Source organism: Butyrivibrio sp. ob235, assembly GCF_900109475.1.
In the GTDB taxonomy this organism is placed as follows: domain Bacteria; phylum Bacillota; class Clostridia; order Lachnospirales; family Lachnospiraceae; genus Butyrivibrio.
Window position 1 is genome coordinate 32,487 of record NZ_FOBE01000013.1, and the last position, 23,162, is coordinate 55,648.

Genomic DNA, 23,162 nt, shown 5'->3' on the forward strand with positions numbered 1-23,162 from the left:
ACACCTTCTTTTATTGTTAAAATAATACTGGTTATCTAAAAAAATATCAAGATAATTATATATTCTGCACAATGCTTCATGATAAGGAGAAGTTTCTGGGATGAAAAGAACAATGAGGTGGGCAGCTTTTTTTCTGATTATACTAACTACGGTCACTCAAATAGCATGTGGCAGGAGCAAGACCGGGGCAGAAGAAGTTACAGCTTCTGAATCTGCCGAAACAACTGAAAGTAACATGTCTCCCGCATACAGCAAGGCAATAGAAGATCGCAGAGCTGAGTATGAGAAGACAGGAGAGTATCAAAAGGTCACTTATGCTATATATACCTGGACCGGTAGCCCCATTGGTATAGAGAGAATACAGGAAGCAATGAATAAAATCCTGCGTAAGAAGCTATGTCTGGAGATAGAGCTTTTGGCGATGGATTTTTCTTCATACGGTCAGGATGTTCATCTGAAGCTGACAAACAATGATGAACAAATCGATTGGTTCGGCGGAAATGTCATTGGATATACACTCTGTGTAAATAATGGATTTTGCTACGACTTAAATGAGAACGATTTACTTTATACTTATGGACCGGGAATAGAGGAGCTTATCCCTGAAAAATACCAGGAAGCCTGTAAATATGCAGGTCATCTGTATGGTATCCCTCCGGTAAAAGATTATGCCATCACTACAGCTGCTATTGTGATAGGCAAGGAATATCTTGATGCAATCGATTATGAATATGAGGAAGACGAAAACCAGGAAGTTCAGTCAACCTGGGATGAGATAGAAAAAATTTATGAAAAGCTTCACAAGGAATTTCCGGATAAGTATGTTTTTGCAGTATCAGGCAACCATTTTGCTCAGGGTTCTATTGTGGATAATATTGGAAATGACTGGTTCGGTGTTCTTTTGGATCCAACAAAGGACAGGAAAGTCACAAACCTGATGGAGAGCGATGAGTGGATGGATATGGTCCAGCGTATGCACAGATGGAATCAGATGGGCTTTATCTCTCCGGACGCTTTGAGCGATAAAAGTTCCAGCTCCGCAAGGATTAAGTCCGGAGACTATATGTCGATGCTCGCTCCGTCAAAACCGGGTTACAAGTCCCAGATATCCGGCGAATGCGGAAGGGAAATGATTGTGTTTCGCTTAGGCCAGAACATAATCAAGTCTACAGGTATCACATCCGTAATTACATGCCTTAATCAGGCTTCTCCGGATCCTATTGCTGCAGTGCAGCTTATGAACGAGCTATACACGGATCCACAGCTATCTACCCTGCTGGTATGGGGGGAAGAGGGTATAGATTACGTCACAAAACCGGATGGGAGCATTGACTTTCCGGAGGGCGTGAATATACAAAACGCAGAGTGGTATCACACTATGAACTGGGAGATGCCCAATCAGTATATATGCCCTTACTGGGCCGGTGATTCTCAGGATTTGGGTTCAAAGATAATGGAATTTAACGCGAACGCAGAGACCTCTATCGCCCTGGGATTTACTTTTGACAATAGTCAATATACCGCAGAATATGCGGCATTACAAAACATATACGATGAGTATTCAAATCAGCTTCTGTACGGCTTTCTGGATCCTGTTTCAGGAACGGCGGAATTTAACGAAAAATTAAAACAAGCCGGTTTAGATGAATATATTGCAGAGAAGCAAAGACAGTTTGATTTGTGGTTGGCTGAAAATGACAAAAATCATTGAAATGTCATCACGGAATTAATGATTGAGAATAGAAAGGAAAAGAAAATGGCTAAAAAGGCAAAAGTTTCTGTTAATCCTAATTTTAGGATAGGAAATATTTCGAAACGTATCTACGGCGCATTCATGGAACCCATCGGGTCGATTGTGTACGGAAACATGTACAACCCCAAGCATCCGACTGCAGATGAGCAGGGATTTCGCAAAGACTGGATCGAGGCATTGAAAAAGACAGATGTACCGGCGGTCCGCCTTCCGGGCGGGAATTTTGTATCCGGCTGGGACTGGAAAGATTCTATTGGTCCTAAGGAAAACCGGAAGGAGCATCTGGACCTGGCGTGGCATCAATATTATCCGAATGATGTCGGACACGACGAGTATCTGCAGTGGGCTGAAAAGGTAGGCCTGGAGCCAATGTATACAATAAACCTTGGCACAGGTGGCATAAATGACGCTATCTACAACGTTGAATATACCAACCATGAGGGCGGCACTTATTGGTCAGAGCTTCGCAAAAAGAATGGTCACGAGAAACCATACGGAGTTAAAGTATGGTACCTTGGAAACGAAATGGACGGACCATGGCAGGTTGCTTCCTGGGAGAAGGATCCCAGAGGGTATGGAATTCTCGCAAATGAAACCTCAAAGGCAATGAAATGGGTTGATGGAAGTATCGAAACGGCAGTCTGTGTCTCGAGCTCTCCGGACCTTTCGCATTTTCCCGATTGGGATTTACAAGTCCTAAAGGAATGCTATAACTCGGTCGATTATATTTCCATGCATCATTATCAATCTGCGGAAATTGGTAATTATGCGCAGTTTATGGCCGCTTCTCGTTACTACGAAGATTATATCCGTACAGAGATTGGTCTGTGTGATTATGTTCAGGCGCTCATGCACTCCCCTAAGGTTATGAAGCTGTCCCTGGATGAGTACGGAGTAATGCCTCTGCCTAAAAAGGAACTTCATTTCGGAAGAGAGCGCTACGTAGAACCCGGTACACATTACGCTTTTGATCCGGAGCGCAAGTATGTCCGTCACGATCCGGACAATATGCCTTCGAGGTCGTTCCCGCCTATGGATCCAATGCTTATGGCGCTTGGAAATGCAGGTGTTATCATGGAGATGCTTCGCCATGCAGATCGTGTAAAGATAGGTTGTATGACTTCAGGCCTTGGTGTTGCGGCAGGATGTGATCATGATCATGTCTTCACGATCCCGGCTTATTATCCGTATGCAGATCTCATGAAATATGGTCACGGAATATCGCTTCAAACTGCTGTCGATTGCGAGAAATATGACCTGGAAAGCTTTGCGCTTGATGATACGCACAAATACCATGAACAGAATCAGGTAGACTTCATTGACAGTGCTGCAGCGTATGATACCGAGACAGGTGAACTTACAGTTTTTGTTATAAACCGTGATTGGGAAGATAGTGCAGACTTTACATTGGATATAACAGGACTTACAGGAATGCGCTTTGAAGGTCATACGGAGATGTTCACTGAAAACAGAACACCGGATGAAGAGGCAGATAAAAACCTCGCGCCCACAGAGGCTAAAGACACTGTCTGCAATGAGATGACAGTAAAAGCAGAGCTTAAGCCACTCTCTTGGAATGTGTTCCGTTTTGTGAAAGAAGTATAGTGAAACTAGCCATAAAACCACTTGAACTCCGCTATTTTGAAAAGTAAAATGATTGTAGATTAGATTTTTGGACGGCAAAATGTGCAAAACTGTACTACAAGAAAAGTGGTGGAGGCATAAATGATTACTGCGCAGATTATACAAAACAGTATTGATGAACTTTCTGCTATTACGAGGGTTCAGCTCAGTGTTATGGATTTGAAGGGAAAGGTTGTGGCTGCAACTGCAGAAGCTCCGAAGTTTGAGGGATCATTCATTTCGGACTTTGCCGCATCACAGGTTGATTCTCAGGTTATTGGCGGAATGCATCTTTTGAAGATTATGGATGAGGGTGATCTTTCATATATCCTACTTGCCAAGGGGCAGGGCGAAGATGCATATATGGTCGGAAAAATCTGTGTAAGCCAGCTGCAGAATCTGATAGTTGCTTATAAGGAAAAATATGACAGGAACAACTTTTTCCAGAATCTGCTTCTTGATAATCTGCTTCTTATCGATATCTATAACCGCGCAAAGAAACTTAGAATCGATGTCAGTGTGCCGAGAGTAATAATCATTGTTGAGACAAAGGCAGGACGTGACAGCGGCGCGGCTGAGCTGCTCGGAAGCATGTACACCAGCGGAAGCGGAGACTATGTGACAGCTGTGGACGAGACCAGTGTTATTCTGATAAAGGCGCTTAAGTCAGGTGAAACCTATGAGGAAATAGCCGGTGTTGCCACAACAATTGTAGATATGATGAACACAGAGGCAATGCTTGATGTTCGTGTATCCTACGGCACAATAGTCGGCGAGATCAAGGATCTGAGTAAATCCTATAAGGAAGCGAAGATGGCACTCGATGTCGGCAAGATTTTCTACGCAGAAAAGCGAGTAATTGCGTACAACATGCTCGGCATCGGAAGACTGATTTATCAGCTTCCCGTAAACCTGTGCAAGGTTTTCATAGATGAGATATTCGGAGACCGCGAGATTCCCGAGAATCTTGATGAGGAAACTCTTAACACAATCAACAAGTTCTTTGAGAATAACCTGAATGTGTCTGAGACCTCCAGACAGCTGTTTGTGCACAGAAATACGCTTGTTTACAGAATTGAGAAGCTGGAGAAGGCTACAGGACTTGATATCAGAACCTTTGATGAGGCGCTTACCTTCAAGATTGCGCTGATGGTGCTGAACTATATGAAGTATGTGGATTCCGGAAGATTTTGATTGACACAAAAATAAAGCACATGGTGAAAAGCTATGTGCTTTTAGTTTGTTAGGCTGCTAAATTGAGGCATAAAGGAGTTGTAATTAGAATGGCTAAACGCCCGGAATTAAGTGTAAGAACGGAACAGGAAAAACTTGATGAGAAATATATGAGAGCTGCACTGAAGCAGGCCCGCAGGGCTATTGAACTCGGCGAGGTGCCGATAGGCTGTGTCATAGTATATGAGGGAAAGATTATCGGACGAGGGTATAATCGTAGAAATACCGATAAATCCGTGCTTTGCCATGCTGAGATTACCGCAGTGAAAAAGGCATGTAAGAAGATGGGCGACTGGAGGCTTGAGGAGTGCACCATGTATGTGACACTTGAGCCCTGCCAGATGTGCGCCGGTGCTATCGTTCAGTCAAGAATTCCCCGCGTAGTGATGGGAGCTTCAAGTCCCAAGGCCGGAAGCGCAGGAACGGTTATTAATATTCTTGAGAATCCGGAGTTTAACCATCAGGTGGATATTACCAAGGGAGTTCTTGAAAAGGACTGCAGTGATATTTTAAAGGAATTTTTCACGGAGCTGAGGAAGCGGAATAAGGCTGAGAAAGAAGCCAGAAAGCTGGCCGAGGCGGAAGGAGAAAATTTTGCTGGATAATTGTAGAATCTGTCCCAGAGGCTGCGGCGTTAACAGAATATCCGGAGAGCTTGGTTACTGCGGACAGGGAGCTGTTTTGACAGCAGCCAGAGCTTATCTTCATGCATGGGAGGAACCCTGCATATCAGGAGAACACGGTTCGGGAACCGTGTTCTTTTCGGGTTGCAATATGCGATGTGTCTTTTGTCAGAATCATGAGATTGCATCAGGTGAGGTGAAAAAAGAGATTTCTGCGGAAAGACTTGTGGAAATCTTTATTAGGCTGCAGGAAGAGAAGGCTTCTAACATCAATCTTGTTACGCCTACTCACTTTGTACCGCTGATCATACCTGCTCTTGAGGCTGCAAAGCGGCAGGGGCTTCACATTCCGGTTGTCTATAACACAAGTGCTTATGAAAATGTCGATACACTTAAGGCATTGGAGGGGCTTGTTGATATTTATCTGCCTGATTGCAAGTATTATTCCGAGAAGCTGTCGATGAGATACAGTAATGCCCCCGGATATTTTGGAATTGCCATGGATGCTATAGAGGAGATGCTGAGGCAGGTCCACGAGCCTTTGTTTATGTGGGAGAAAAAGGCTGCCGAAGATGATAGACAGTTAACAGACATGTTTGGCGCTATTGAATATAACAGAATAATTGAAGAATTATCTGATGATGATTACAGCGGTCCGCTTATGAAAAGTGGTGTTATTGTGCGCCATCTGATGCTTCCCGGGCAGTTGTCTGATTCTAAGAAAGTTATCAAAGAGCTTCTTTCTCGTTTTGGTGACAAGGTATATTTGAGCATAATGAATCAATTTACCCCCTATGGGGATTTATCTGCTTATCCGGAACTACTCACAGGCGTTAATGCTTCAGAATATGAAGAACTCATAGATTACGCTATCGATCTTGGCATAGAGAATGGCTTTTTCCAGGGAGAGGGCACGGATTCCGAGAGCTTCATCCCGGCCTTTGATTTCGAGGGACTATAAAAAGTAAACACCTTCCTGATGGCTTCCATCACTTTTTCAGACACATGTAACAAACATTTGCACAAATTATTAGTGAAGTATGAACGATTTGTGTACAAAAAGTAAAAAAAGTGCTTAATGAGGTAAAAGATTTACATTCAATCTATACAAAGCATTGTTTATATTTATTTTAGAAATGAAACATCTGTATAGATAAATAAAGGCAACAAAATGAGAAGTATGAAAAAAGTATTAAAAACAACATCGATCCTGACAATGCTCATCGTCATGATGACAGTATCGGCAGGATGCGGCAAGAAGACTGAGAGCTGGGCATATACACATGAGCCCACGGAAGAAGCTATTGCGCTCTATGACAATGGCAAGGCAGTCTTCAAGGGTGAGAAGTATACATATACCAAGGATGATGAGTATATCACCCTTACCGATAAAGATAAAAATGAGACAAAGCTTCGCTATGAAATGAATGGCGATACAATGACTCTCTATGAGAAGTCAACATATAAGCTTAGCAGTGAAGAAGAGCACGACGGACTGGTAGGAACCTGGACACAGGACAACGGCTGGTCATATGTCTTCACGAAAGATGGGGAATTCAGTGAAGAGGGCATTTTCTTTGGACACTACACTGTAGATGAGAAGGATTCATGCATAAAGCTTATGTACAGTGATCCGATAGAGGACGCATATCTTTACTACACACTGAATGATGATGAGCTTATAATCGACTATCCCTGGCCGATGACGAAGACTCAGCAAAATTGAGTATAACCCCTCATCCGTCAGCCTCGCTGACACCTTCTCCCCTAGGAGAAGGCAATAATGTAGATCTAAAGCACCACGTGCTTAAGATATAACGTATTAATGGCAGAGATGCTCAAAAAGAAAAGGAGAGGTATGTTATGAAAATGAAGCGTATTGCATCATTGCTGCTTACGGGTGTTATGACTTTATCACTCGTTGGATGCGGTGGGGGAAATTCAGCACCGGCAGCAGACAACACAGCTAAAGAGGAAGCTCCGGCTGCAACAGAAGCTGAAAGCACCGAAGAGACCACTGAAGCTGCTGACACAGCAGAGGAGGCTACAGAGGCTGAGAGCACAGAAGAGGCTACAGAAGAAGTAGCAGCTGATGATGGTGAGGCTATTGATCTTTCAATGTGGTGTATTGCAACAGAGAGTGATTCAAACCGTCATTCTTATGAAGCTGCAATTGCTGACATGCAGGAGAAATATCCCAATGTAAACTTCACATGGGAAGCATTTGAGAACCAGTCCTACAAGACAAAGATCAAGGCTGCAGTTGCTGCAGACGAGATGCCTGATATCTTCTTCACATGGTCATGTGCATTCCTTGGTGATTTCGTAGATGCAGGCAAGGTTTACTGCCTTGATGATGCTTATGAGAACTACAAGAGTGAGCTTCCTGAAGTTATGATGGGTAACTCCACATACGACGGAAAGCACTACGGTGTACCGCTTACAATGAACATCGTTGGTCTCTTTGCAAACATGGATCTTCTTAAGGAAGCTGGATATGATGAGATTCCCGGAACTTATGATGAGTTCATCGCTTGCTGCGACGCCCTTAAGGACAAAGGAATCATTCCTTTCGGATGTGCAGGAAAAGAGACATGGTGCGTAACAGAGTATCTTGAGTCTGTAATCGAGAAGAGCGCAGGCGCTGATACACTTAACGAGATCTTCGCAGGCAAGGCAACATGGAACAACCAGGACGTTGCTGATGCTGTTGATACATTCCAGGGTCTTGTAAACAACGGTTACTTCGATCCTTCAGGAATCGGCCTTACAAACGACGAAGTTAAGAACAACTTCATGGCTGGCAAGTATGCATTCTACATGAACGGAACATGGAACTGTGCTGACTTCGCTGCTAATGAAGAGTTCAAGGATAAGGTTAAGGTTAGTGAGTTCCCTGTAATCAATGCTGATAAGGCTAAGCTTGGACAGCTCATCGGTGGACCTTCTGATACACTTGCTGTAGCAGCATCTTCACCTAACGCTGACAAGGCTGCTGAGTATGCATTCGAGCTTGGTAAGCTTATCTGCCACTATGGTTACCTTGATGGATGCGGACTTCCTGCATGGACACCTTATGGCGACACAAGTTCTGTAAACGAGCTTACACAGACAGTTGCAGGCATCGTTGCTAACGCTGATACAATGGTACTCTTCGGCGACACAGCTATGAGCGCTGATTCTGCTAACACATATCTATCATATGTAGATCAGGTTTATGGTTGCCTTCTTGATGGTAAGCAGTTCATCGAAGGACTTGCTAAGGACATCCAGTAATAACAAATAATAAGTCGGATTAGACTTTACTTTGTCCTTCCTGACTTCTGAATAAAATTGGAAGCAGGAAGGACTTTTTAATGCAAAGGCATTTTGCCTTACTAAGGTTATGCCAGTAGAGCCGGATACAGAAGAAATTCGGCTGGGAAGGTTTGTGTATGAATAAACAAGGTTTAAAAAAAGGATTAGCAATTTTCGTATTTCTGCTTCCGGGACTGCTCCTTTTTGTAAGCATACTTATTGCACCGATCGCAGTATCTGTGTACAGAAGTTTGTATGACTGGAACGGTTTTTCCGCAGGCACATTCATCGGTTTTGACAACTATGTCGAGTTGTTCACAAACGGGTCGATCAAGTTTGTGACATCACTGAAAAATTCGTTGATACTGGCATTTTTCTCAGTTTTTGTGCAGTTACCTTTTGCGCTTTTACTGGCACTCCTTCTTGGTAGAAGAGAGAGCCTTAAGGAGAGAGTATACTTATCAATATTCTTCATGCCGGTTCTTATTTCAACAGTAGTTATCGGTCAGCTCTGGCTGAAAATATATAATCCAGATTATGGTCTTTTGAACAGATTCCTTGAAGCAATAGGCAGAGGAGACTGGAAACACGTATGGGTAGGTGAAGTAAGTACTGCTCTTGGAAGTATCATCGTTCCTACGGTATGGCAGTACGTCGGCTATCACATGCTGCTCATGTATGCAGGAGTTAAGGGCGTTGACATGGACCTCAGAGAGGCAGCAATGCTCGATGGTGCAACAAAGTGGCAGGTAGACAGATACGTGGTTATTCCGATCATCAAGCCCATCATCAGAGTAAGCGTTATCTTCGCGGTAACAGGTTCACTGAAAACCTATGACCTTGTAAGAATCCTTACTGAAGGTGGTCCGTTCCAGTCCACAGAGGTACCCAGTACCCTTTTGGAAAACATGCTGTTCCTTCGAAACAGATATGGAATGGGAAGTACTATTTCTGTCATGCTGATAATACTGTGCTTTGCATTTGCTCTGCTGATAAGTGCAGCATTTAGGGAAAAGGAAGATTAATATGGAAAGCTATACACTTAAGGAAACAAATCCTGTATTTAAGGTTTTTACGGAGATAATATTAGTAATCTGGGCGATTATTAACCTATTTCCTATATATTTCATGTTCACATTTGCCCTGAAATCCAACGATGAAATCTTTGGTGCAAACGTGATAGGTCTCCCGCAAAAATGGCTGTGGTCAAACTTTACAACTGCCATGGGCACGGGAAACATGGGCCTTTATTTCTTCAACAGTTTACTTGTTACAACTATTGCCATTGCCATATCTATTATGGCTGCGATGATGGCTACTTACGCTATCACAAGAATCAGATGGAAGGGCAGTAAGCTGATGAACGCATTTTTTATGCTTGGACTCACAATACCGATCCAGGCATCAATCGTTCCGGTTTATGTAGTGCTTTCAAAGCTTCACTGGCTCAATAAGTATTCAACACTTATTATTCCGTATGCAGCTTTTTCGCTTTCAATGGCAATTCTGATCAGCACCGGATTCATGTCCGAGATACCTTTTGCGCTTGATGAGGCAGCAAGAATCGACGGATGCGGACTTTTCGGAACATTTTTCAGAATAATCCTGCCGCTTATGAAGCCCGCGGTTTCAACAGTTGGCGTTTATTCATACCTTCAGTGCTGGAACGAGTTCATGTTTGCTAACGTATTCATCTCAGACTCAGTGCATAGAACTCTGCCAGTAGGTATCAAGGCCCTGTCAGGACAGCATACAACGGAGTGGGGACCCATTGGTGCTGCGCTTGTTATCGCGACCTTCCCGACACTTATAGCTTATCTGTTCCTTAGTAAAAAGATTCAGGCAAGCTTCATCGCAGGTGCGGTCAAGGGTTGATGGCCTTTTGACAATACTTTCTGAATTATTAAGAATTTATTAAGATTATTAACAATTTGGGATAATGTTGTTGTATTTTTAGTAAAATCATGCTATTGTAAAGACGCTTTTTGTTTGATATATCGAGGGGGAACGATAAATCAGGGGAGCGCAAGAAGTGTCTTACAGTTTTGTTTGGGGAGTCTTTAACAATTTAATTATTTAAAAATCAAGGGATGTGATGCATTTATATGCATTACATCCCTTGTTGCGTGTATGTAGGGGATCGAGGACAGTGGAGAATCTGATGAAAAGAGTTTGCTTGGGTGCAACAAAACTCCTGATGGTTATAACCATAATGCTGATAATTGTTTACGGCAGAGGAATAACAGCAAAGGCAGTGAATGTCACCTATGAAAAAGAAAAGGTGATAAATCTTGTTAATAAAAAAATGACAGGATATATAAATGCCATCAATGTAAATATGGATGAGGTGGACACACATGTTGCAAATGTAAAGACAAGTAATAAAAACCTGAAGGCAAAGTGTGTAAGCCACAGATATAAATACTCAGTTAATACTAACTATGAGGCTATACAGATATATGCTACCAGAAAAGGAACCTATTATGTGACATTTGACATAGTAGATGGTAATGGGAATTGCATTTCAACTGAACAGACAAGAGTGATAGTTGAGTCACTAAAAGATTCATTTAAGGGATACAAGAGTATAAAAGTAGGTAAAAAGAACATACTGAAAAAATGCCTTGAAGACGACTATACTGCTAAATTCGTAGACTTAAATACGGCAGGAAAGTTGAAAATTAAAATGAAGAAGGGATATTTGCTAAAGGATATAAGAGTTGAAAGATGGGTGAAATCCGAAAGCCCAAGACTTAGCAGCGGAGGCAATGGGTATGCAGATTTGGAGTATTTGCATCTTAATAATGGTGATGTGCTAAAGCTTTCAGAGGTATGTGAATATCATAATGGAGAAGTATGGGATGAAATAAAGGCAGAGAAGTATGGTGATTTTATCTTTACATATACCGATCTGATAATCACTTACATTGATAAGCGAGGAATTGAGCGCGAAAACACAATAACAATCAGGTCTAAGGTAAAGTAGGTGGGCCATGAAGAAAAAAGCAGAATTATTTATATATACAATACTGGTTTTATCGGTATTAATTGGCATAAAAGCAGTTCCACATGCAGCTGAGACAAAAAACTTTTTTACCGGATTACCCAAAAGAGAAACGATAGCTGTCGATGAAGAAACAACGATAAGACTGGTTGTAAAAAGTGAAGCGGAAAGTATATGCGATGTAAAGAGTAATAGTAAAAAACTGATAGTTAAGCTTGTGGGGACAGGATCAGATTTTGAAACTAACAGAAAATGGTATGTAATCAATGCTTACTCGAAGCATGAAGGAATCTATAAGATTGGATATACCTATAAAACAGCAGATAGTGGTCAGAAAAAGAAAACTATAAAGGTCAGGGTGACAAAAGAAAAACCGTACATGTCCGTAAAGATTGGCGACAAGGAATTGTATCCGGATAAGGAAAATTATCTGTCAGGAAATAAGGGGAAGTTTGTTGTCAAGATGACTAAAGGCTACAAACTAAAAAAGATTGAATATTCAAAATATGCACCTATGGGTGAAGGAAAGTATGTAGAGACGCAGTGGATAACCACTAAGATAAAGAATCGGTCAAGAGTAGAAATTCCAAATATTCCATATAGTTCAATATATAAAAGACCGGTGGGAAATGGGGTTTTTGAGGAAACAATTGAAACGATTACAGCTTCAGGGGAACTGCTGATAACTTATGTAGATAAATATTCAAAGAAAGAAAAACAGATTTTGTTCAAGATATATAAGAGGCTGATTTGAGGAGAGTAGGAAATGAAAAAAGTCAGACACAAGATAGCACTGTTGATTGTAGGATTGATGATTGTATCAAATATAGGTACAAGTCAAATTGCAAGTGCGATACCTTCATACACAATTACAGGTTGCGACCAAGATGGAGAAAATTAGTGTTAGGATGTGTGGGGTGAATATGGAAAATAATTATAAGAAAATAGTAAAGGAAATATTGGGGGAAGATTCAAAGAAACATGGTTTTAGTATGACCTTCCCTAAAAAGTTAGTTTCGACTAGACCAATAGTATATTTGAATAGAGCGGTTGATGGAGTATATCAGGAATTTGATGTAACAGAAAATTTGATAACTGGGAAAATTGGTTTAAATCGCATACCAGGGATTAAGTTTGAAGCATCATATTCAAATGAGGATTCATTTGTAGAGATACTCACTGAAATAGCTAATCTTTTAAATGAAAAAGGTTATGAAATCTTGGATATGGAGATGAAGAAACCTCATTTGCATCTGGAAGATTATGAAGTTTTTATAGAAACGTATATTGGTTTGGCAAATGATTTTTGCCTTGCACATAATCTTTCTATCGAAAGCGTTGGAGAAAAGGATTTACAAACTGTAGCAGACGAGATTGCGGCAATAAAAAAGTTAAGTAATGAGGAGGTTATTCCGGAGATTATCAGAGTCTCATCGTTTTTTGCAAAGCTGATTTTAAATAAGATAGGGACTGCAGTTTGCATTGATGAGAATGAAAAAACGCTTTCTATAAAAGATGAGCGAGGTATGTGCGTTGATCCTTTGTATTCTATCTTTGCTGCATACACGCTGGATGAACAGTTTATATTGCCGAATATTCAGGCAGTATATGAAAGTATTGGCTGAAAAACGGGATGAACAAGTGTGTTCAAAAATTTGATGGCATAAAATAATGGATACATAATACAAAAAATCATTAAAGAAAAAATGCTGGATGATGCAAAGGAGCTAGGGCATAAGATGACTAGTGAGAGACCAAGCTTATCTTTTCCTTGGGAGATGATAAGAGCATGTGTATCTTAAAATGGGGAGAGAAATAAAAATGTATATTGATTACATGAACTATGCAAGGGTGCGGGAATTCCATTTGCTGATATTGGTGGCGTGGATTATACCATATTTTTCAATTCTTGATTTTCCGCAGCTGATAACTCCATTTTTTGTTACACTGGGATTCATTATCTACGATTTGGTGAAATCCAAGGGATATTTTCCCTACAACAAGTATGTAATTACGATCATATGGACGAATCTGGTAGGCATAGCTTTGTCCACAGTAATTTATGTGTCCGGATATGTGAATGATCCATATGTAAGTGTTGGTCCTGAAATGGGTTTATATTTTGCGGGAATAATGGATGCTATTTATCTGGTTCTTCTGGCTGCTTGTATAGCGGGAGGATTCATTATCTTGTTTGTGAAAAATAAAATGGCATAAACATAGGTATTAGCCGAACGGAGTTTATAAAAATGAAAAAACTGAATTTAACAGGCACAGACGTAGATGAAGCAGTCGATAGAATACTCACTTATAAAAAATCCTTCACTTGGCGTTATTTTTTTGCAGTGTTTTGTATAGTGTTAGTTTGGTTGGTTGTAATTATCTCTGCACTGATTCCGATATTGCCTAATGATTGGGTATATGATTACACGGATCCTTTTTCCGATGAGTATTTTACAAAAAGTGTAATCGTTATGTGTTTATTTATTTTGATTCCGATAACTATTCTTTTAGTGCGTGTGACTAAACTGCATTTGTACCTATATAAAATACTGCTTGATGATTGTGAGCCGCGGAAGTTTATTGATGTGGTAGACAGACTGGTTAAGGAACGCTACTTTAGGAAGTGCTATGTAAATGCGGTTGGAACTTACTATATTGCTGCCAGTGCGTACGAAAAGGATTATGAGAAGGCAATGGAGCATATAGAACTAATGCGAAGCAAAAGCAAGCTTAAGATGTTCCGGAAAATATGTATGTTTTATCAGGGATGCGTACTTGCAGACACAGGCAGAGTGGAAGAAGCTCAAAAATGTCTCGATAAACTAAAAGAAATGGTAGGAACTAAAACCGGCAACAGTAGAATTGCCAAGGCTGACAGAGCCAGGATTATTGATCTTGAGGGCGTGATTGCATATGCGAAAAAGGATTATGAGCGCGCAGCTTCATTATATAAAGAGGCAATGAAAACTTTTAATAACAATATATCAAGAATAGTGCTCACCTACGGTTGCGGGAATGCAGCATATAATCTTGGGAATTATACAGAAGCATTGAAATGTTATTCGGAAGCACTCGAGATCAAGCCTGATGCAAAGCTTGTATTCATGGATGACCTACGAGAGAAAATAGATGAAATATCAGGACTATAAAAAGTCTGTAAGAAAAAAGTTTTGGAATAATGGGGAAAAATATGTTTAAGGTATTTTAAAAGACATCTGCAATTGTCTTTGCAGTATTAGTGATGACAATGTCAATTAATGTTTGTGCTGCTGAGGATAGTGCTGCAGACACAGCTTCGGTAGCTGAAGAAGTAGTAGATGCAGCTGCCGAGGAAGAATCTTCGGAGGAACAGATAGAAGATAATTCCGAGGAGACAGATGCAGAGACATTGAGCGATGAAGAATTATCAGAAGATATAGCGAAGATCAATAAGAAGTATGAAGGAATGAAGGCAGAGACGATTGTTTATATTCCGGATGTACTGAACGACGAGTATATGGAGGATCGTTTCGGTTCTTCCAATATGCAAGGCTATCAGCTTTTGTCAGGTCTTAATTATGCAACAACGCTGCCTGAATTTAATGATTTGTCGAAGAATATTATTACTGGAATATTGGGAACAGAGGAGCTTGGAAGAGGCGATTACGTCAAGTATATTATCAGAAAACTTCAGGAGAGCAGCTCGTATGATCCTGTAGAATTGTATATCGCAGATGACAGGAGTAAAGAGCTTTCACAGTTTAGCAGCTTATCATGTGTCGCGGAATATACAAGTGACAATATGGAAGTAATTGACTTTGTAGAAAAGGCCTATGAGACAGCAAAGGCAAATCATGAAAAAGCAGTCTCTGGAGAGCCACTGGATGATGTTCCGCTTATGGTTCTGATGATCAACAGCCCTAAGGCTCCTGATGTTATTCATGATAATGAGGAGGTGTATAACAAATATAAGGTGCTTACCTCTGATTATACAGAGAGCAAAGTAGCTATAATCTTCTCAAATCTTGAAAATGAGACACTAACAGTTCTTTCTAATCCTATACTTAATGGTATCAGTGACAGCGGAAATGTACTGATGTTTGAGGAAATCGGAGATATCAATTTCATCAGCATTCCCCCGCTGATGGTTGCAAGAGTAAAGAAGTCACCCAGTAAGGGTGATGCGTTCTACCTGAAGGGATCAACAATAAAGAGAATTAAAACTGCTGAATAAAAGCAAAATGGGCAAGGAGGAAAAATGGGGACATCATTTCGGAATATACAGGTTTATAATCCCGGACATAAGAATCAATATGAGCTTGAGGAAGACTATTGCATAGAGCATTTGACTCCTGATTGGGATACGATTTTTGAGGATAATCTTGAAACTGAATTTGAAGATGTAAGAGAAGAAGCAGTGAGACTGTCAGAGAGGTTGGATACTCCGGTTATCAGCATAAGCTATTTTGATGACATGCTCTTTGCAATAGAGGTTCTTGAAGGAGGAAAATCGACAGCATATCACTTTGTTGGAGATGAAGGAATGGATACAAAAAATATTCAGGAACTTATCAAGGCTTTGCGTCTTGAACCCGAGCTGGAGATTCCTTTTAGAAACGTCATTAAGAAGGCAGGATTTGCGCCTGACTCAATGCAGTTAATTGAAGATCTTGCAAGAATTCCAATCGGTGCGTTCAGCATTAAGGATGAAGAAGATTACTATAGATTCAGAGATCGGGAAGAGATCCTTGATGAAATCTCAAGGTTGTAAGCAAATAACTAATTTACACCTTGTTAAAGTTTTGAAATCAATTCTGAATATACTATAATAGTGTAAGCACATTTTGGTTTTTTAGGGGTTTACATGAAGTTCGGCAATTGGGGATTAATTAAAAAGAATAGGAGCGGAGTATCTCTTTCACTGAGCCTTAAAAAGCTCATCTTTGAGGTGGTTTTGGTTGCAATTGCAGCATTCATTATTTCAATGACCATCATTACCGAGAGAGAGCGCCGCGACTATGGAGTCAGAGATTCTGATAACGTCTTAAAAACTCTTTCCAGTAATATTTCATCAGATATTGAAAAATACACATCGCTCTCGAGGCTCATAATGATAGAGAGCCGCGTGATCGATTTTTTGCGCGCGGAAGTATCAGCTGTGAGTATGGGAATGATAAATGATGCCAGATACGGTATAATGGACATTTTGAATTCCACAGAGGGTGTGGATAGCGTAATGGTCATAAGAGAAGATTTGATCATCGTTGCAACCAACAGATTCACCTATAATTACAACACGGATCTGATGAACAGCGAGGACTGGCGCAGGGAAATATATGAGGGCAACGGTAGGGCAGTAGTGTCCCTAAACAGCTATGGTATTGCTGAGAAGGCGGACGGAAGGCCCATGGTTTCTATAGGAAGAGCCATTAATGACATTGATACCCAGAAGCGCACGGGACTCCTTATGATGAACATCTCCACAAGCGTATTTGAAAATATGCTGACGAGGCTTGGATACAACAATATCTGCATCATTGGAACCGACGGGACCTTTCTCGCCGGGAACCGCGAGTATGAGCGCTACTTCGGAGATGAATTTATTAGTGAAAAGATCAGACACAGAAACATCAGACTTGACGGAAAGGATGTCCTGCTTTCAGGGTGCAGAGTGAATGACCTTCCGATAGTAATCCTTAGGGTTTCACCCTACGGCACAGCGGGAATACCCTTCAGAATGCTGTATATCCTGTTGTTTCTTCTGGTTGTTTTCACTCTTATGGCAGTTTTTGTCGCAATTTTCATAAGACAGAACATAACAGATCCGATATTTGAGCTATCGGGAGCGATGGAGAGAAATAAGCGCTCCGGAGAACTGAAAAAAATAGATGTTGAGGTTCCTTACAGTGAATTAAACATGCTTGAGGGTGATTATAACAGTATGATCGACCACGTAAACGAGCTGTTTGATGAGCTGGTGGAGAAGGAAAAGACTCTTCAAAAGGCGGAAATGCGTGTTTTACAGGAGCAGATTAAGCCGCACTTTTTATATAATTCAATTGAGACCATAGGATTCATGGCGCTTGATGCCGGAGCTGACAAGGTGCATGATGCTCTGGAGACACTCGGAAGCTTTTACAGGAATTTCCTTAGTAAGGGCGACAGAGAAATTCCGCTTTCCCGCGAGATCTGCATTGTTAAGGATTATCTATCACTTCAGAAGCTGCGGTATGGAGATATTCTTGATGATGAATACGACATTAGTGAGGACACGCTGGATTTTGTTGTGCCTAAGCTTATCCTGCAGCCGATGGTGGAGAACTGCATCTATCACGGTATACGACTTAAAGGTGAAAAGGGCACAATAAAAATATCTGCACATCTCGAAGACGGAGAGCTCCATCTGATAGTTAGAGACACCGGAGTAGGCATGGATGCTGAGCTTATAGAGAAAATCGTGACCTCGAGGAGCAATACCTACGAACAAAACTCGAGTAGTTTTGGATTATGGGGTACAATAGAGAGGATAAGGTATTACACAGGCAGAGAAGATGTAGTCAGGATAAGCAGTGAAATAGGGGAATTCACGGAGGTTGAGTTTATTATTCCTGATATGATGCATCCAGGGGCTTGAGTATAAATTGTAAAAGCCTTCCCCTCGGGGTCGCTCAACGTCCGGGGGACGTTGGTTTAGCGCGGACCGAAGCGGAGCGAAGACAGGTGTCAGCGAAGCTGACGGATGAGGGGATACGGGGAGGTATTATGTACAGAGTAATGATCATAGACGATGAGGAATCCGCACGCAAATTGATGCGTGCAGCTATAGATTATAAAAGTCTCGACATGGAAGTTGTCGGCGAAGCCGCCAGCGGCATAGAGGCAATAAACACTATTGATGAGATAAAGCCTGACATCGCCTTTGTTGATATATCCATGCCGTTCATGGACGGAATAGAATTCACGGAGACCGCAACTAAGCGCTATCCGAACCTGATCATCATCATCATGACGGCCATAGATAAATTTGAGTATGCAAGAAAATGCGTAAGCCTTCCGGTTTTTGACTATATGCTTAAACCCATGGTGCGTGCGGAGGTTACAAAGGTTCTTGAGCGTGCAAAGGAGAAGCTTGATGCGATGGGAGGGGCCAGTACCTCGGACTTTGCGGATAGCGAGGAAGAACCTGCAATTACAGAGGCTAATTCCACCGAACTGATCAAGCAGTATGTTAAGGACCACATTACGGATTCCACCCTTAACCTTGCGTTTGTTGCGCAGAATTTTGGCTTTTCCTCAAGCTATCTTTCCCGCAAGTTCAAGCAGGATACCGGCAAGAACTTTGCGAAGTACTTAACAGATCTTCGAATGAAGAAGGCCATAAAGTATGCTGAGCAGGGGTACAAAATGTACCAGACGGCAGCAGAGGTCGGGATTCCGGATCCCAATTACTTTGGGAGATGTTTTAAGAAATATGTTGGAATGAGTTATTCTGATTATATAGTAGAAAAGGCACAATAATGTGCCTCGTGGTGGATAATGGTTGACAACTTATCATCATCTGCTTATTATTAACAAATGACGGTCTTGTAACGGGTGCACGCTCGTGCGGGATCGGGTCTTATGCAATGAGAGCCTGCGAACCGTGTCAGGTCGGGAACGAAGCAGCACTAAGCGGAATCTCTCATGTGTTGTAAGGTAGCCTGGTTTCGCCCTGCGTGTGTCCATTACAGGACCGTTACGCTTTATTCCCACACCAGTACATATTTCTGAATTCTGTTGGTGTGCATCCCTTTATTATCTTGAACATTCTTATAAAAGAGGACAGCGACGGGAAGCCGCAGTTTAAGGCTACATCCGTTACAGAGTTCCTGGGATCTGTAAGATATGTTTCAGCTTTTGCAATTCTCTTCTGGTTCACATATTTATAGAAGGAAACGTTTGTAAACTGCTTGAATCTTCTTGAGAAATAAAACTTGCTAAAGCCGCTTCTGTCGGCAACATCATCGAGAGTAAGGTCCTCAGAGCAGTGCTCCTGAAGATAGTCGCAGATCTCGATAAATTTCTCAAAGTATTCGTCGCCCTTGGCGTATTCCGCAGAATCGTCGGTGCGCTTTTTGCTGACGTAATTTTTTCCTATAAGAGACATGAATTCCAGAAGCTTACAATAGATATCAACCTCTGAAAAAGAGGCATTCTTTTCATAAATCTGGTTGATCTCCAAAAGGAGAGTCTTTGCCCTGTCGTGGATCTGAGGATAATCCTCGGGAGTTACAACAATATAAGGAGACATGATGTTGATAAGTGATTCAACGTCATGCATGAATCTGAGCTCATTGGTATCGGGCTGAAAAATGATGCGCTGACCAACTTCGGGAGCTTTTATGGAGTGGATGCATCCCGGGCAGATAATGGCGATATCGCTCTCTCTTAGAACAACATCTTCGCCTGCACAGTTCAGGAAGTACAAATTGCGAGTGGGCATAATGAGCTCAATCGCAGCATGCCAGTGCGGCGGATAATCTTCATATTTATCATTGTCATATAATTTTATGGAAGTACTCTGTTTAAAATTGACTGTCTCAACAAGTCCGTTTAAAGTTTCAATCATATTCGTTTCCTCTAAGGTTCTCAAATATGCAATTAGCAATATCTGTAAATTACAGAGTTTATTTTATTACAAAAAGGTGCTCTTTTAACTATCAAAAATTGCTTTTAACCAATTAATTATTGCGGACAAAAACGCTAAGATTATGGCTTTTGCACAATTTTGCCATGTGAAAATAGGTGATAATTAATGATATGAGCAAAAAAGCGAAATTAATTAAGGCAATTTTTTGACACCAATTAACAACTATTGCAAAGAAATGAGCAAGGCGCCTGTGATAATCTTAATCCACTGGTAATAGAGAGGAGTTTATAATGAGCAAAGAAAGAGAGCCTTTAGTTACACATATTTTCACAGCAGACCCGTCAGCACATGTTTTCGACGGAAAAATCTATGTATATCCGTCACATGATATTCCGCATGACGGTGAGGATAACGATAACGGTGATGAGTATCAGATGCAGGATTACCACATCCTTTCCATGGATAAGCTCGGCGGAGATGTTACAGATCACGGCGTGGCACTCAGCATGCACGATGTACCCTGGGTTAGCGATCAGATGTGGGCACCGGATGTGGTTTATACAAACGGCAAGTATTATCTTGTATTTCCGGCAAGAGATAAGGAAGGAAACTTCAGACTCGGTATTGCAGAGAGCGATAAACCCGAAGGACCTTTCAAGCCTGAGGACAATTGCATTGAGGGAAGCTTCAGTATAGATCCCTGTTCCTTCAAGGACGACGACGGAAAAGTATATGTTTACTTTGGCGGCCTCTGGGGCGGACAGCTTGAGAAATACAGAACAGGAAAATTCGATCCTAACGGCACAGAGCCGGAGAAGAACGAGAATGCGGTTTTCCCGAAGATGGCACTTATGAGCGAGGATATGAAGTCCTTTGCAGAAACACCCAGAGATATTCAGATTCTGGATGAAAACGGAAAGCCCCTTCTTGCAGGTGACGAGGATCGCAGATATTTCGAGGATCCCTGGACCTACAAGTACAACGGAAAGTACTATTTCTCATATTCAACCGGAACCACACATTATCTCTGCTATGCTGAGAGTGATAACCCATACGGCCCCTTCACCTACAAGGGACGCATCATGGAGCCTGTAATCGGTTGGACAACCCACCATTCAATTCTTGAGATTGAGGGTGAGTGGTACCTGTTCTATCATGACTGTGAATTGTCAGGCGGAATCAACCACAGAAGATGTGTTAAGTATACAAAGCTTAACATCGCAGAGGATGGAACTATAGAGACAATCCATCCCTATGATCATAAAAAATAATTATCCTTGAATAACCGGATGATATGAAAATGTAATAATTATAAAAAACAGCCCGGGGATTTAAGTATATAGATTTCAAGCGATTATGCGTAAGCAACGAGATTGAAATCTATATACTTAAATCCCCGGGCGTCATTTTATCAGTTTTCTACATTTGTCATATCGAGTCCGGACATTTGATCCAGAAGTTTCATCTTGGTGTCATACAAACGACGGGACAGATCCACATGAACCTCGTGAGGATTGAAGAGACGTCTTGTCTCCTCCCAGAGTGTATCCTGCTCCTTGAGGCAGTAATCACGAATTTCCATCGTCTTAGGTGAAGTGTAGACACATTCGCCGTTTTTGAATATAGGAACCATGATCTCTCTTAAAGTGAAGCTTCCTGCGGGAAGAAGAGTCTTCTTCCAGGGCTCTAAGGGATCGAAGAGCAGAAGCTGTTTATCCTCAGTAAAGGTCTCGTTTTCGAGACAGATGAGGTCGGCCTTAACCTTGCCGCTTGCCTTTTCATAAACTCTGTAGATCTTCTTGTTTCCGGGGTTGGTGACCTTCTCGGAATTCTCGGAGAGCTTGATCTTGGGAATAAACTCACCGTCTTCGCCCATAACCGCTGCGAGCTTGTAAACGCCTCCGAAGGACGGATTGTCCTTAGCTGTGATGAGGTGTGTACCAACGCCCCAGGAAGTGATGGCAGCGCCCTGTGACTTAAGGGATGAGATAAGGTACTCATCAAGATCGTTGGAAGCTGAAATAATAGCATCCGGGAATCCGGCGTCATCGAGCATCTTGCGGGCCTCTTTTGAAAGATAAGCAAGGTCGCCGCTGTCGAGACGGATTCCGTAGAAGCTAAGGTCGATGCCTTCTTCCTTCATCTCCTTGAAAACACGGATTGCATTTGGTACACCTGACTTAAGGGTGTCATAGGTGTCGACGAGAAGTATACATGCTGAAGGATACAATTTTGCATAGGTCTTAAAAGCTGTGTACTCATCAGGGAAACTCATGATCCAGCTGTGAGCATGTGTGCCCTTTACAGGGATATCGAAGAGCTGTCCGCACAGAACATTGCTGGTGCCGACACATCCGCCGATAACTGCAGCTCTTGCACCGTAGGTTCCGGCGTCAGGACCCTGCGCACGGCGAAGACCAAACTCCATAATTCCGTCGCCTTCAGCTGCATAGCAGATTCTTGCTGCCTTGGTTGCGATAAGTGACTGATGGTTGATGATATTTAAAATCGCGGTTTCAATAAGCTGAGCTTCCATGATGGGTGCGATGACCTTAACAAGGGGCTCTCTGGGGAAAATGAGTGTTCCCTCGGGAATGGAATAAATGTCCCCGCTGAATTTGAAATCGCGAAGATAATCAAGGAAATCCTCGTCAAAGATACCAATGCTTCTGAGGTAATCGATATCTTCCTCGTCAAAATGCAGCTCTTTAATATAGTTGATAAGCTGCTCAAGTCCGGCCATAATTGAGTAACCGCCGCCAAACGGATTATTTCTGAAAAATGCATCAAAAATTACGGTCTCGTTCTGGGACTTGTTCTTGAAGTAGCCCTGCATCATCGTAAGTTCATACAGGTCTGTCAGCAGTGTCAGATTTTGTCTGTCCATACAATTTTACCTTCTTAAATATAAAGTTTTTTGGAAAAAAGTAACTCCACGGTCAATAATAACACAATTTTTCACTTTAAGGTACCAAAGTAAACCAATTAAAGCCCTTGAATTTACGCGGTCTGAGATTG

Annotated in this window: 22 protein-coding genes and 1 other RNA gene; 21 read left to right on the forward strand and 2 right to left on the reverse strand. The window is 41.7% G+C overall.

Annotated features, from left to right (window positions below; all coding sequences use genetic code 11):
* Positions 1-100: 100 nt before the first annotated feature.
* The 20 genes from BMW61_RS10790 (at position 101) to ffs (ending at position 19,224) form a co-directional block, all read left to right on the forward strand.
* Complete coding sequence (locus tag BMW61_RS10790) at positions 101-1,711, forward strand: ABC transporter substrate-binding protein (protein WP_091821743.1); 1,611 nt, start codon at positions 101-103, stop codon at positions 1,709-1,711.
* A gap of 45 nt (positions 1,712-1,756) precedes the next feature.
* The gene (locus tag BMW61_RS10795) at positions 1,757-3,358 is read left to right on the forward strand and encodes an alpha-L-arabinofuranosidase C-terminal domain-containing protein (RefSeq protein WP_091821747.1); all 1,602 of its coding nucleotides are present in this window, start codon (positions 1,757-1,759) and stop codon (positions 3,356-3,358) included.
* A gap of 120 nt (positions 3,359-3,478) precedes the next feature.
* Positions 3,479-4,570, forward strand: coding sequence for a PucR family transcriptional regulator (locus BMW61_RS10800; RefSeq protein WP_091821751.1), 1,092 nt, complete (start codon positions 3,479-3,481; stop codon positions 4,568-4,570).
* Between the two features lie 89 nt (positions 4,571-4,659).
* Positions 4,660-5,214, forward strand: coding sequence for a tRNA adenosine(34) deaminase TadA (tadA, locus tag BMW61_RS10805; protein WP_022760955.1), 555 nt, complete (start codon positions 4,660-4,662; stop codon positions 5,212-5,214).
* Positions 5,204-6,193 carry a radical SAM protein gene (locus BMW61_RS10810; protein ID WP_022760956.1) on the forward strand — a complete coding sequence of 330 codons (990 nt, stop codon included), beginning with the start codon at positions 5,204-5,206 and terminating at the stop codon, positions 6,191-6,193. Before tadA ends, BMW61_RS10810 begins: the two co-directional genes overlap by 11 nt.
* 219 nt (positions 6,194-6,412) lie before the next feature.
* Entirely contained in the window at positions 6,413-6,958 is a 546-nt protein-coding gene (locus BMW61_RS10815; protein WP_026498709.1) for a hypothetical protein, read from the forward strand.
* A 137-nt stretch (positions 6,959-7,095) separates the two neighbouring features.
* Positions 7,096-8,508: an ABC transporter substrate-binding protein gene (locus tag BMW61_RS10820; RefSeq protein WP_091821754.1), complete on the forward strand. Its 1,413-nt coding sequence runs from the start codon at positions 7,096-7,098 to the stop codon at positions 8,506-8,508.
* Positions 8,509-8,666: 158 nt separating this feature from the next.
* On the forward strand, positions 8,667-9,554 hold the full coding sequence (locus BMW61_RS10825; protein ID WP_022760959.1) for a carbohydrate ABC transporter permease: 888 nt from the start codon (positions 8,667-8,669) through the stop codon (positions 9,552-9,554).
* A 1-nt stretch (position 9,555) separates the two neighbouring features.
* Positions 9,556-10,404, forward strand: a complete 849-nt coding sequence (locus BMW61_RS10830; RefSeq protein ID WP_026498707.1) for a carbohydrate ABC transporter permease — start codon at positions 9,556-9,558, stop codon at positions 10,402-10,404.
* Between the two features lie 286 nt (positions 10,405-10,690).
* On the forward strand, positions 10,691-11,515 hold the full coding sequence (locus tag BMW61_RS10835) for a hypothetical protein (RefSeq protein ID WP_091821757.1): 825 nt from the start codon (positions 10,691-10,693) through the stop codon (positions 11,513-11,515).
* Positions 11,516-11,522: 7 nt separating this feature from the next.
* The gene (locus BMW61_RS10840; protein ID WP_091821760.1) at positions 11,523-12,287 is read left to right on the forward strand and encodes a hypothetical protein; all 765 of its coding nucleotides are present in this window, start codon (positions 11,523-11,525) and stop codon (positions 12,285-12,287) included.
* Between the two features lie 12 nt (positions 12,288-12,299).
* Positions 12,300-12,434, forward strand: a complete 135-nt coding sequence (locus tag BMW61_RS22730) for a hypothetical protein (RefSeq protein ID WP_278296097.1) — start codon at positions 12,300-12,302, stop codon at positions 12,432-12,434.
* Between the two features lie 22 nt (positions 12,435-12,456).
* Positions 12,457-13,158, forward strand: coding sequence for a hypothetical protein (locus BMW61_RS10845; RefSeq protein WP_091821763.1), 702 nt, complete (start codon positions 12,457-12,459; stop codon positions 13,156-13,158).
* A 196-nt stretch (positions 13,159-13,354) separates the two neighbouring features.
* Positions 13,355-13,750, forward strand: coding sequence for a hypothetical protein (locus tag BMW61_RS10850; RefSeq protein WP_091821766.1), 396 nt, complete (start codon positions 13,355-13,357; stop codon positions 13,748-13,750).
* 32 nt (positions 13,751-13,782) lie between these two features.
* On the forward strand, positions 13,783-14,685 hold the full coding sequence (locus tag BMW61_RS10855; protein ID WP_091821769.1) for a tetratricopeptide repeat protein: 903 nt from the start codon (positions 13,783-13,785) through the stop codon (positions 14,683-14,685).
* 92 nt (positions 14,686-14,777) lie between these two features.
* On the forward strand, positions 14,778-15,749 hold the full coding sequence (locus BMW61_RS10860; protein WP_091821772.1) for a hypothetical protein: 972 nt from the start codon (positions 14,778-14,780) through the stop codon (positions 15,747-15,749).
* A gap of 24 nt (positions 15,750-15,773) precedes the next feature.
* Positions 15,774-16,286 carry a hypothetical protein gene (locus tag BMW61_RS10865; protein ID WP_091821775.1) on the forward strand — a complete coding sequence of 171 codons (513 nt, stop codon included), beginning with the start codon at positions 15,774-15,776 and terminating at the stop codon, positions 16,284-16,286.
* A 93-nt stretch (positions 16,287-16,379) separates the two neighbouring features.
* Complete coding sequence (locus BMW61_RS10870) at positions 16,380-18,149, forward strand: sensor histidine kinase (RefSeq protein ID WP_091821778.1); 1,770 nt, start codon at positions 16,380-16,382, stop codon at positions 18,147-18,149.
* Positions 18,150-18,277: 128 nt separating this feature from the next.
* Entirely contained in the window at positions 18,278-19,033 is a 756-nt protein-coding gene (locus BMW61_RS10875; protein ID WP_091821781.1) for a response regulator transcription factor, read from the forward strand.
* Between the two features lie 91 nt (positions 19,034-19,124).
* An RNA gene (gene ffs, locus BMW61_RS10880) (signal recognition particle sRNA small type) lies at positions 19,125-19,224 on the forward strand.
* 26 nt (positions 19,225-19,250) lie between these two features.
* Here ffs and BMW61_RS10885 read toward each other — a convergent pair.
* Entirely contained in the window at positions 19,251-20,123 is an 873-nt protein-coding gene (locus tag BMW61_RS10885; protein ID WP_091821784.1) for a helix-turn-helix domain-containing protein, read from the reverse strand.
* Positions 20,124-20,434: 311 nt separating this feature from the next.
* Between BMW61_RS10885 and BMW61_RS10890 the strand changes: the two genes are divergently transcribed.
* Positions 20,435-21,415: a glycoside hydrolase family 43 protein gene (locus BMW61_RS10890; RefSeq protein ID WP_091821787.1), complete on the forward strand. Its 981-nt coding sequence runs from the start codon at positions 20,435-20,437 to the stop codon at positions 21,413-21,415.
* A gap of 140 nt (positions 21,416-21,555) precedes the next feature.
* Here the strand turns inward: BMW61_RS10890 and BMW61_RS10895 are convergent, their stop codons facing one another.
* Entirely contained in the window at positions 21,556-23,031 is a 1,476-nt protein-coding gene (locus BMW61_RS10895) for a nicotinate phosphoribosyltransferase (protein WP_091821790.1), read from the reverse strand.
* Between the last annotated feature and the right edge of the window lie 131 nt (positions 23,032-23,162).

Excerpts from the sequence above, each read along its gene's own strand:
- BMW61_RS10790 (WP_091821743.1), top strand. The coding sequence starts at position 101 with ATGAAAAGAACAATGAGGTGGGCAGCTTTTTTTCTGATTATACTAACT.
- BMW61_RS10795 (WP_091821747.1), top strand. The coding sequence starts at position 1,757 with ATGGCTAAAAAGGCAAAAGTTTCTGTTAATCCTAATTTTAGGATAGGA.
- BMW61_RS10800 (WP_091821751.1), top strand. The coding sequence starts at position 3,479 with ATGATTACTGCGCAGATTATACAAAACAGTATTGATGAACTTTCTGCT.
- tadA (WP_022760955.1), top strand. The coding sequence starts at position 4,660 with ATGGCTAAACGCCCGGAATTAAGTGTAAGAACGGAACAGGAAAAACTT.
- BMW61_RS10815 (WP_026498709.1), top strand. The coding sequence starts at position 6,413 with ATGAAAAAAGTATTAAAAACAACATCGATCCTGACAATGCTCATCGTC.
- BMW61_RS10820 (WP_091821754.1), top strand. The coding sequence starts at position 7,096 with ATGAAAATGAAGCGTATTGCATCATTGCTGCTTACGGGTGTTATGACT.
- BMW61_RS10825 (WP_022760959.1), top strand. The coding sequence starts at position 8,667 with ATGAATAAACAAGGTTTAAAAAAAGGATTAGCAATTTTCGTATTTCTG.
- BMW61_RS10830 (WP_026498707.1), top strand. The coding sequence starts at position 9,556 with ATGGAAAGCTATACACTTAAGGAAACAAATCCTGTATTTAAGGTTTTT.
- BMW61_RS10835 (WP_091821757.1), top strand. The coding sequence starts at position 10,691 with ATGAAAAGAGTTTGCTTGGGTGCAACAAAACTCCTGATGGTTATAACC.
- BMW61_RS10840 (WP_091821760.1), top strand. The coding sequence starts at position 11,523 with ATGAAGAAAAAAGCAGAATTATTTATATATACAATACTGGTTTTATCG.
- BMW61_RS22730 (WP_278296097.1), top strand. The coding sequence starts at position 12,300 with ATGAAAAAAGTCAGACACAAGATAGCACTGTTGATTGTAGGATTGATG.
- BMW61_RS10845 (WP_091821763.1), top strand. The coding sequence starts at position 12,457 with ATGGAAAATAATTATAAGAAAATAGTAAAGGAAATATTGGGGGAAGAT.
- BMW61_RS10850 (WP_091821766.1), top strand. The coding sequence starts at position 13,355 with ATGTATATTGATTACATGAACTATGCAAGGGTGCGGGAATTCCATTTG.
- BMW61_RS10855 (WP_091821769.1), top strand. The coding sequence starts at position 13,783 with ATGAAAAAACTGAATTTAACAGGCACAGACGTAGATGAAGCAGTCGAT.
- BMW61_RS10860 (WP_091821772.1), top strand. The coding sequence starts at position 14,778 with ATGACAATGTCAATTAATGTTTGTGCTGCTGAGGATAGTGCTGCAGAC.
- BMW61_RS10865 (WP_091821775.1), top strand. The coding sequence starts at position 15,774 with ATGGGGACATCATTTCGGAATATACAGGTTTATAATCCCGGACATAAG.
- BMW61_RS10870 (WP_091821778.1), top strand. The coding sequence starts at position 16,380 with ATGAAGTTCGGCAATTGGGGATTAATTAAAAAGAATAGGAGCGGAGTA.
- BMW61_RS10875 (WP_091821781.1), top strand. The coding sequence starts at position 18,278 with ATGTACAGAGTAATGATCATAGACGATGAGGAATCCGCACGCAAATTG.
- BMW61_RS10885 (WP_091821784.1), bottom strand. The coding sequence starts at position 20,123 with ATGATTGAAACTTTAAACGGACTTGTTGAGACAGTCAATTTTAAACAG.
- BMW61_RS10890 (WP_091821787.1), top strand. The coding sequence starts at position 20,435 with ATGAGCAAAGAAAGAGAGCCTTTAGTTACACATATTTTCACAGCAGAC.
- BMW61_RS10895 (WP_091821790.1), bottom strand. The coding sequence starts at position 23,031 with ATGGACAGACAAAATCTGACACTGCTGACAGACCTGTATGAACTTACG.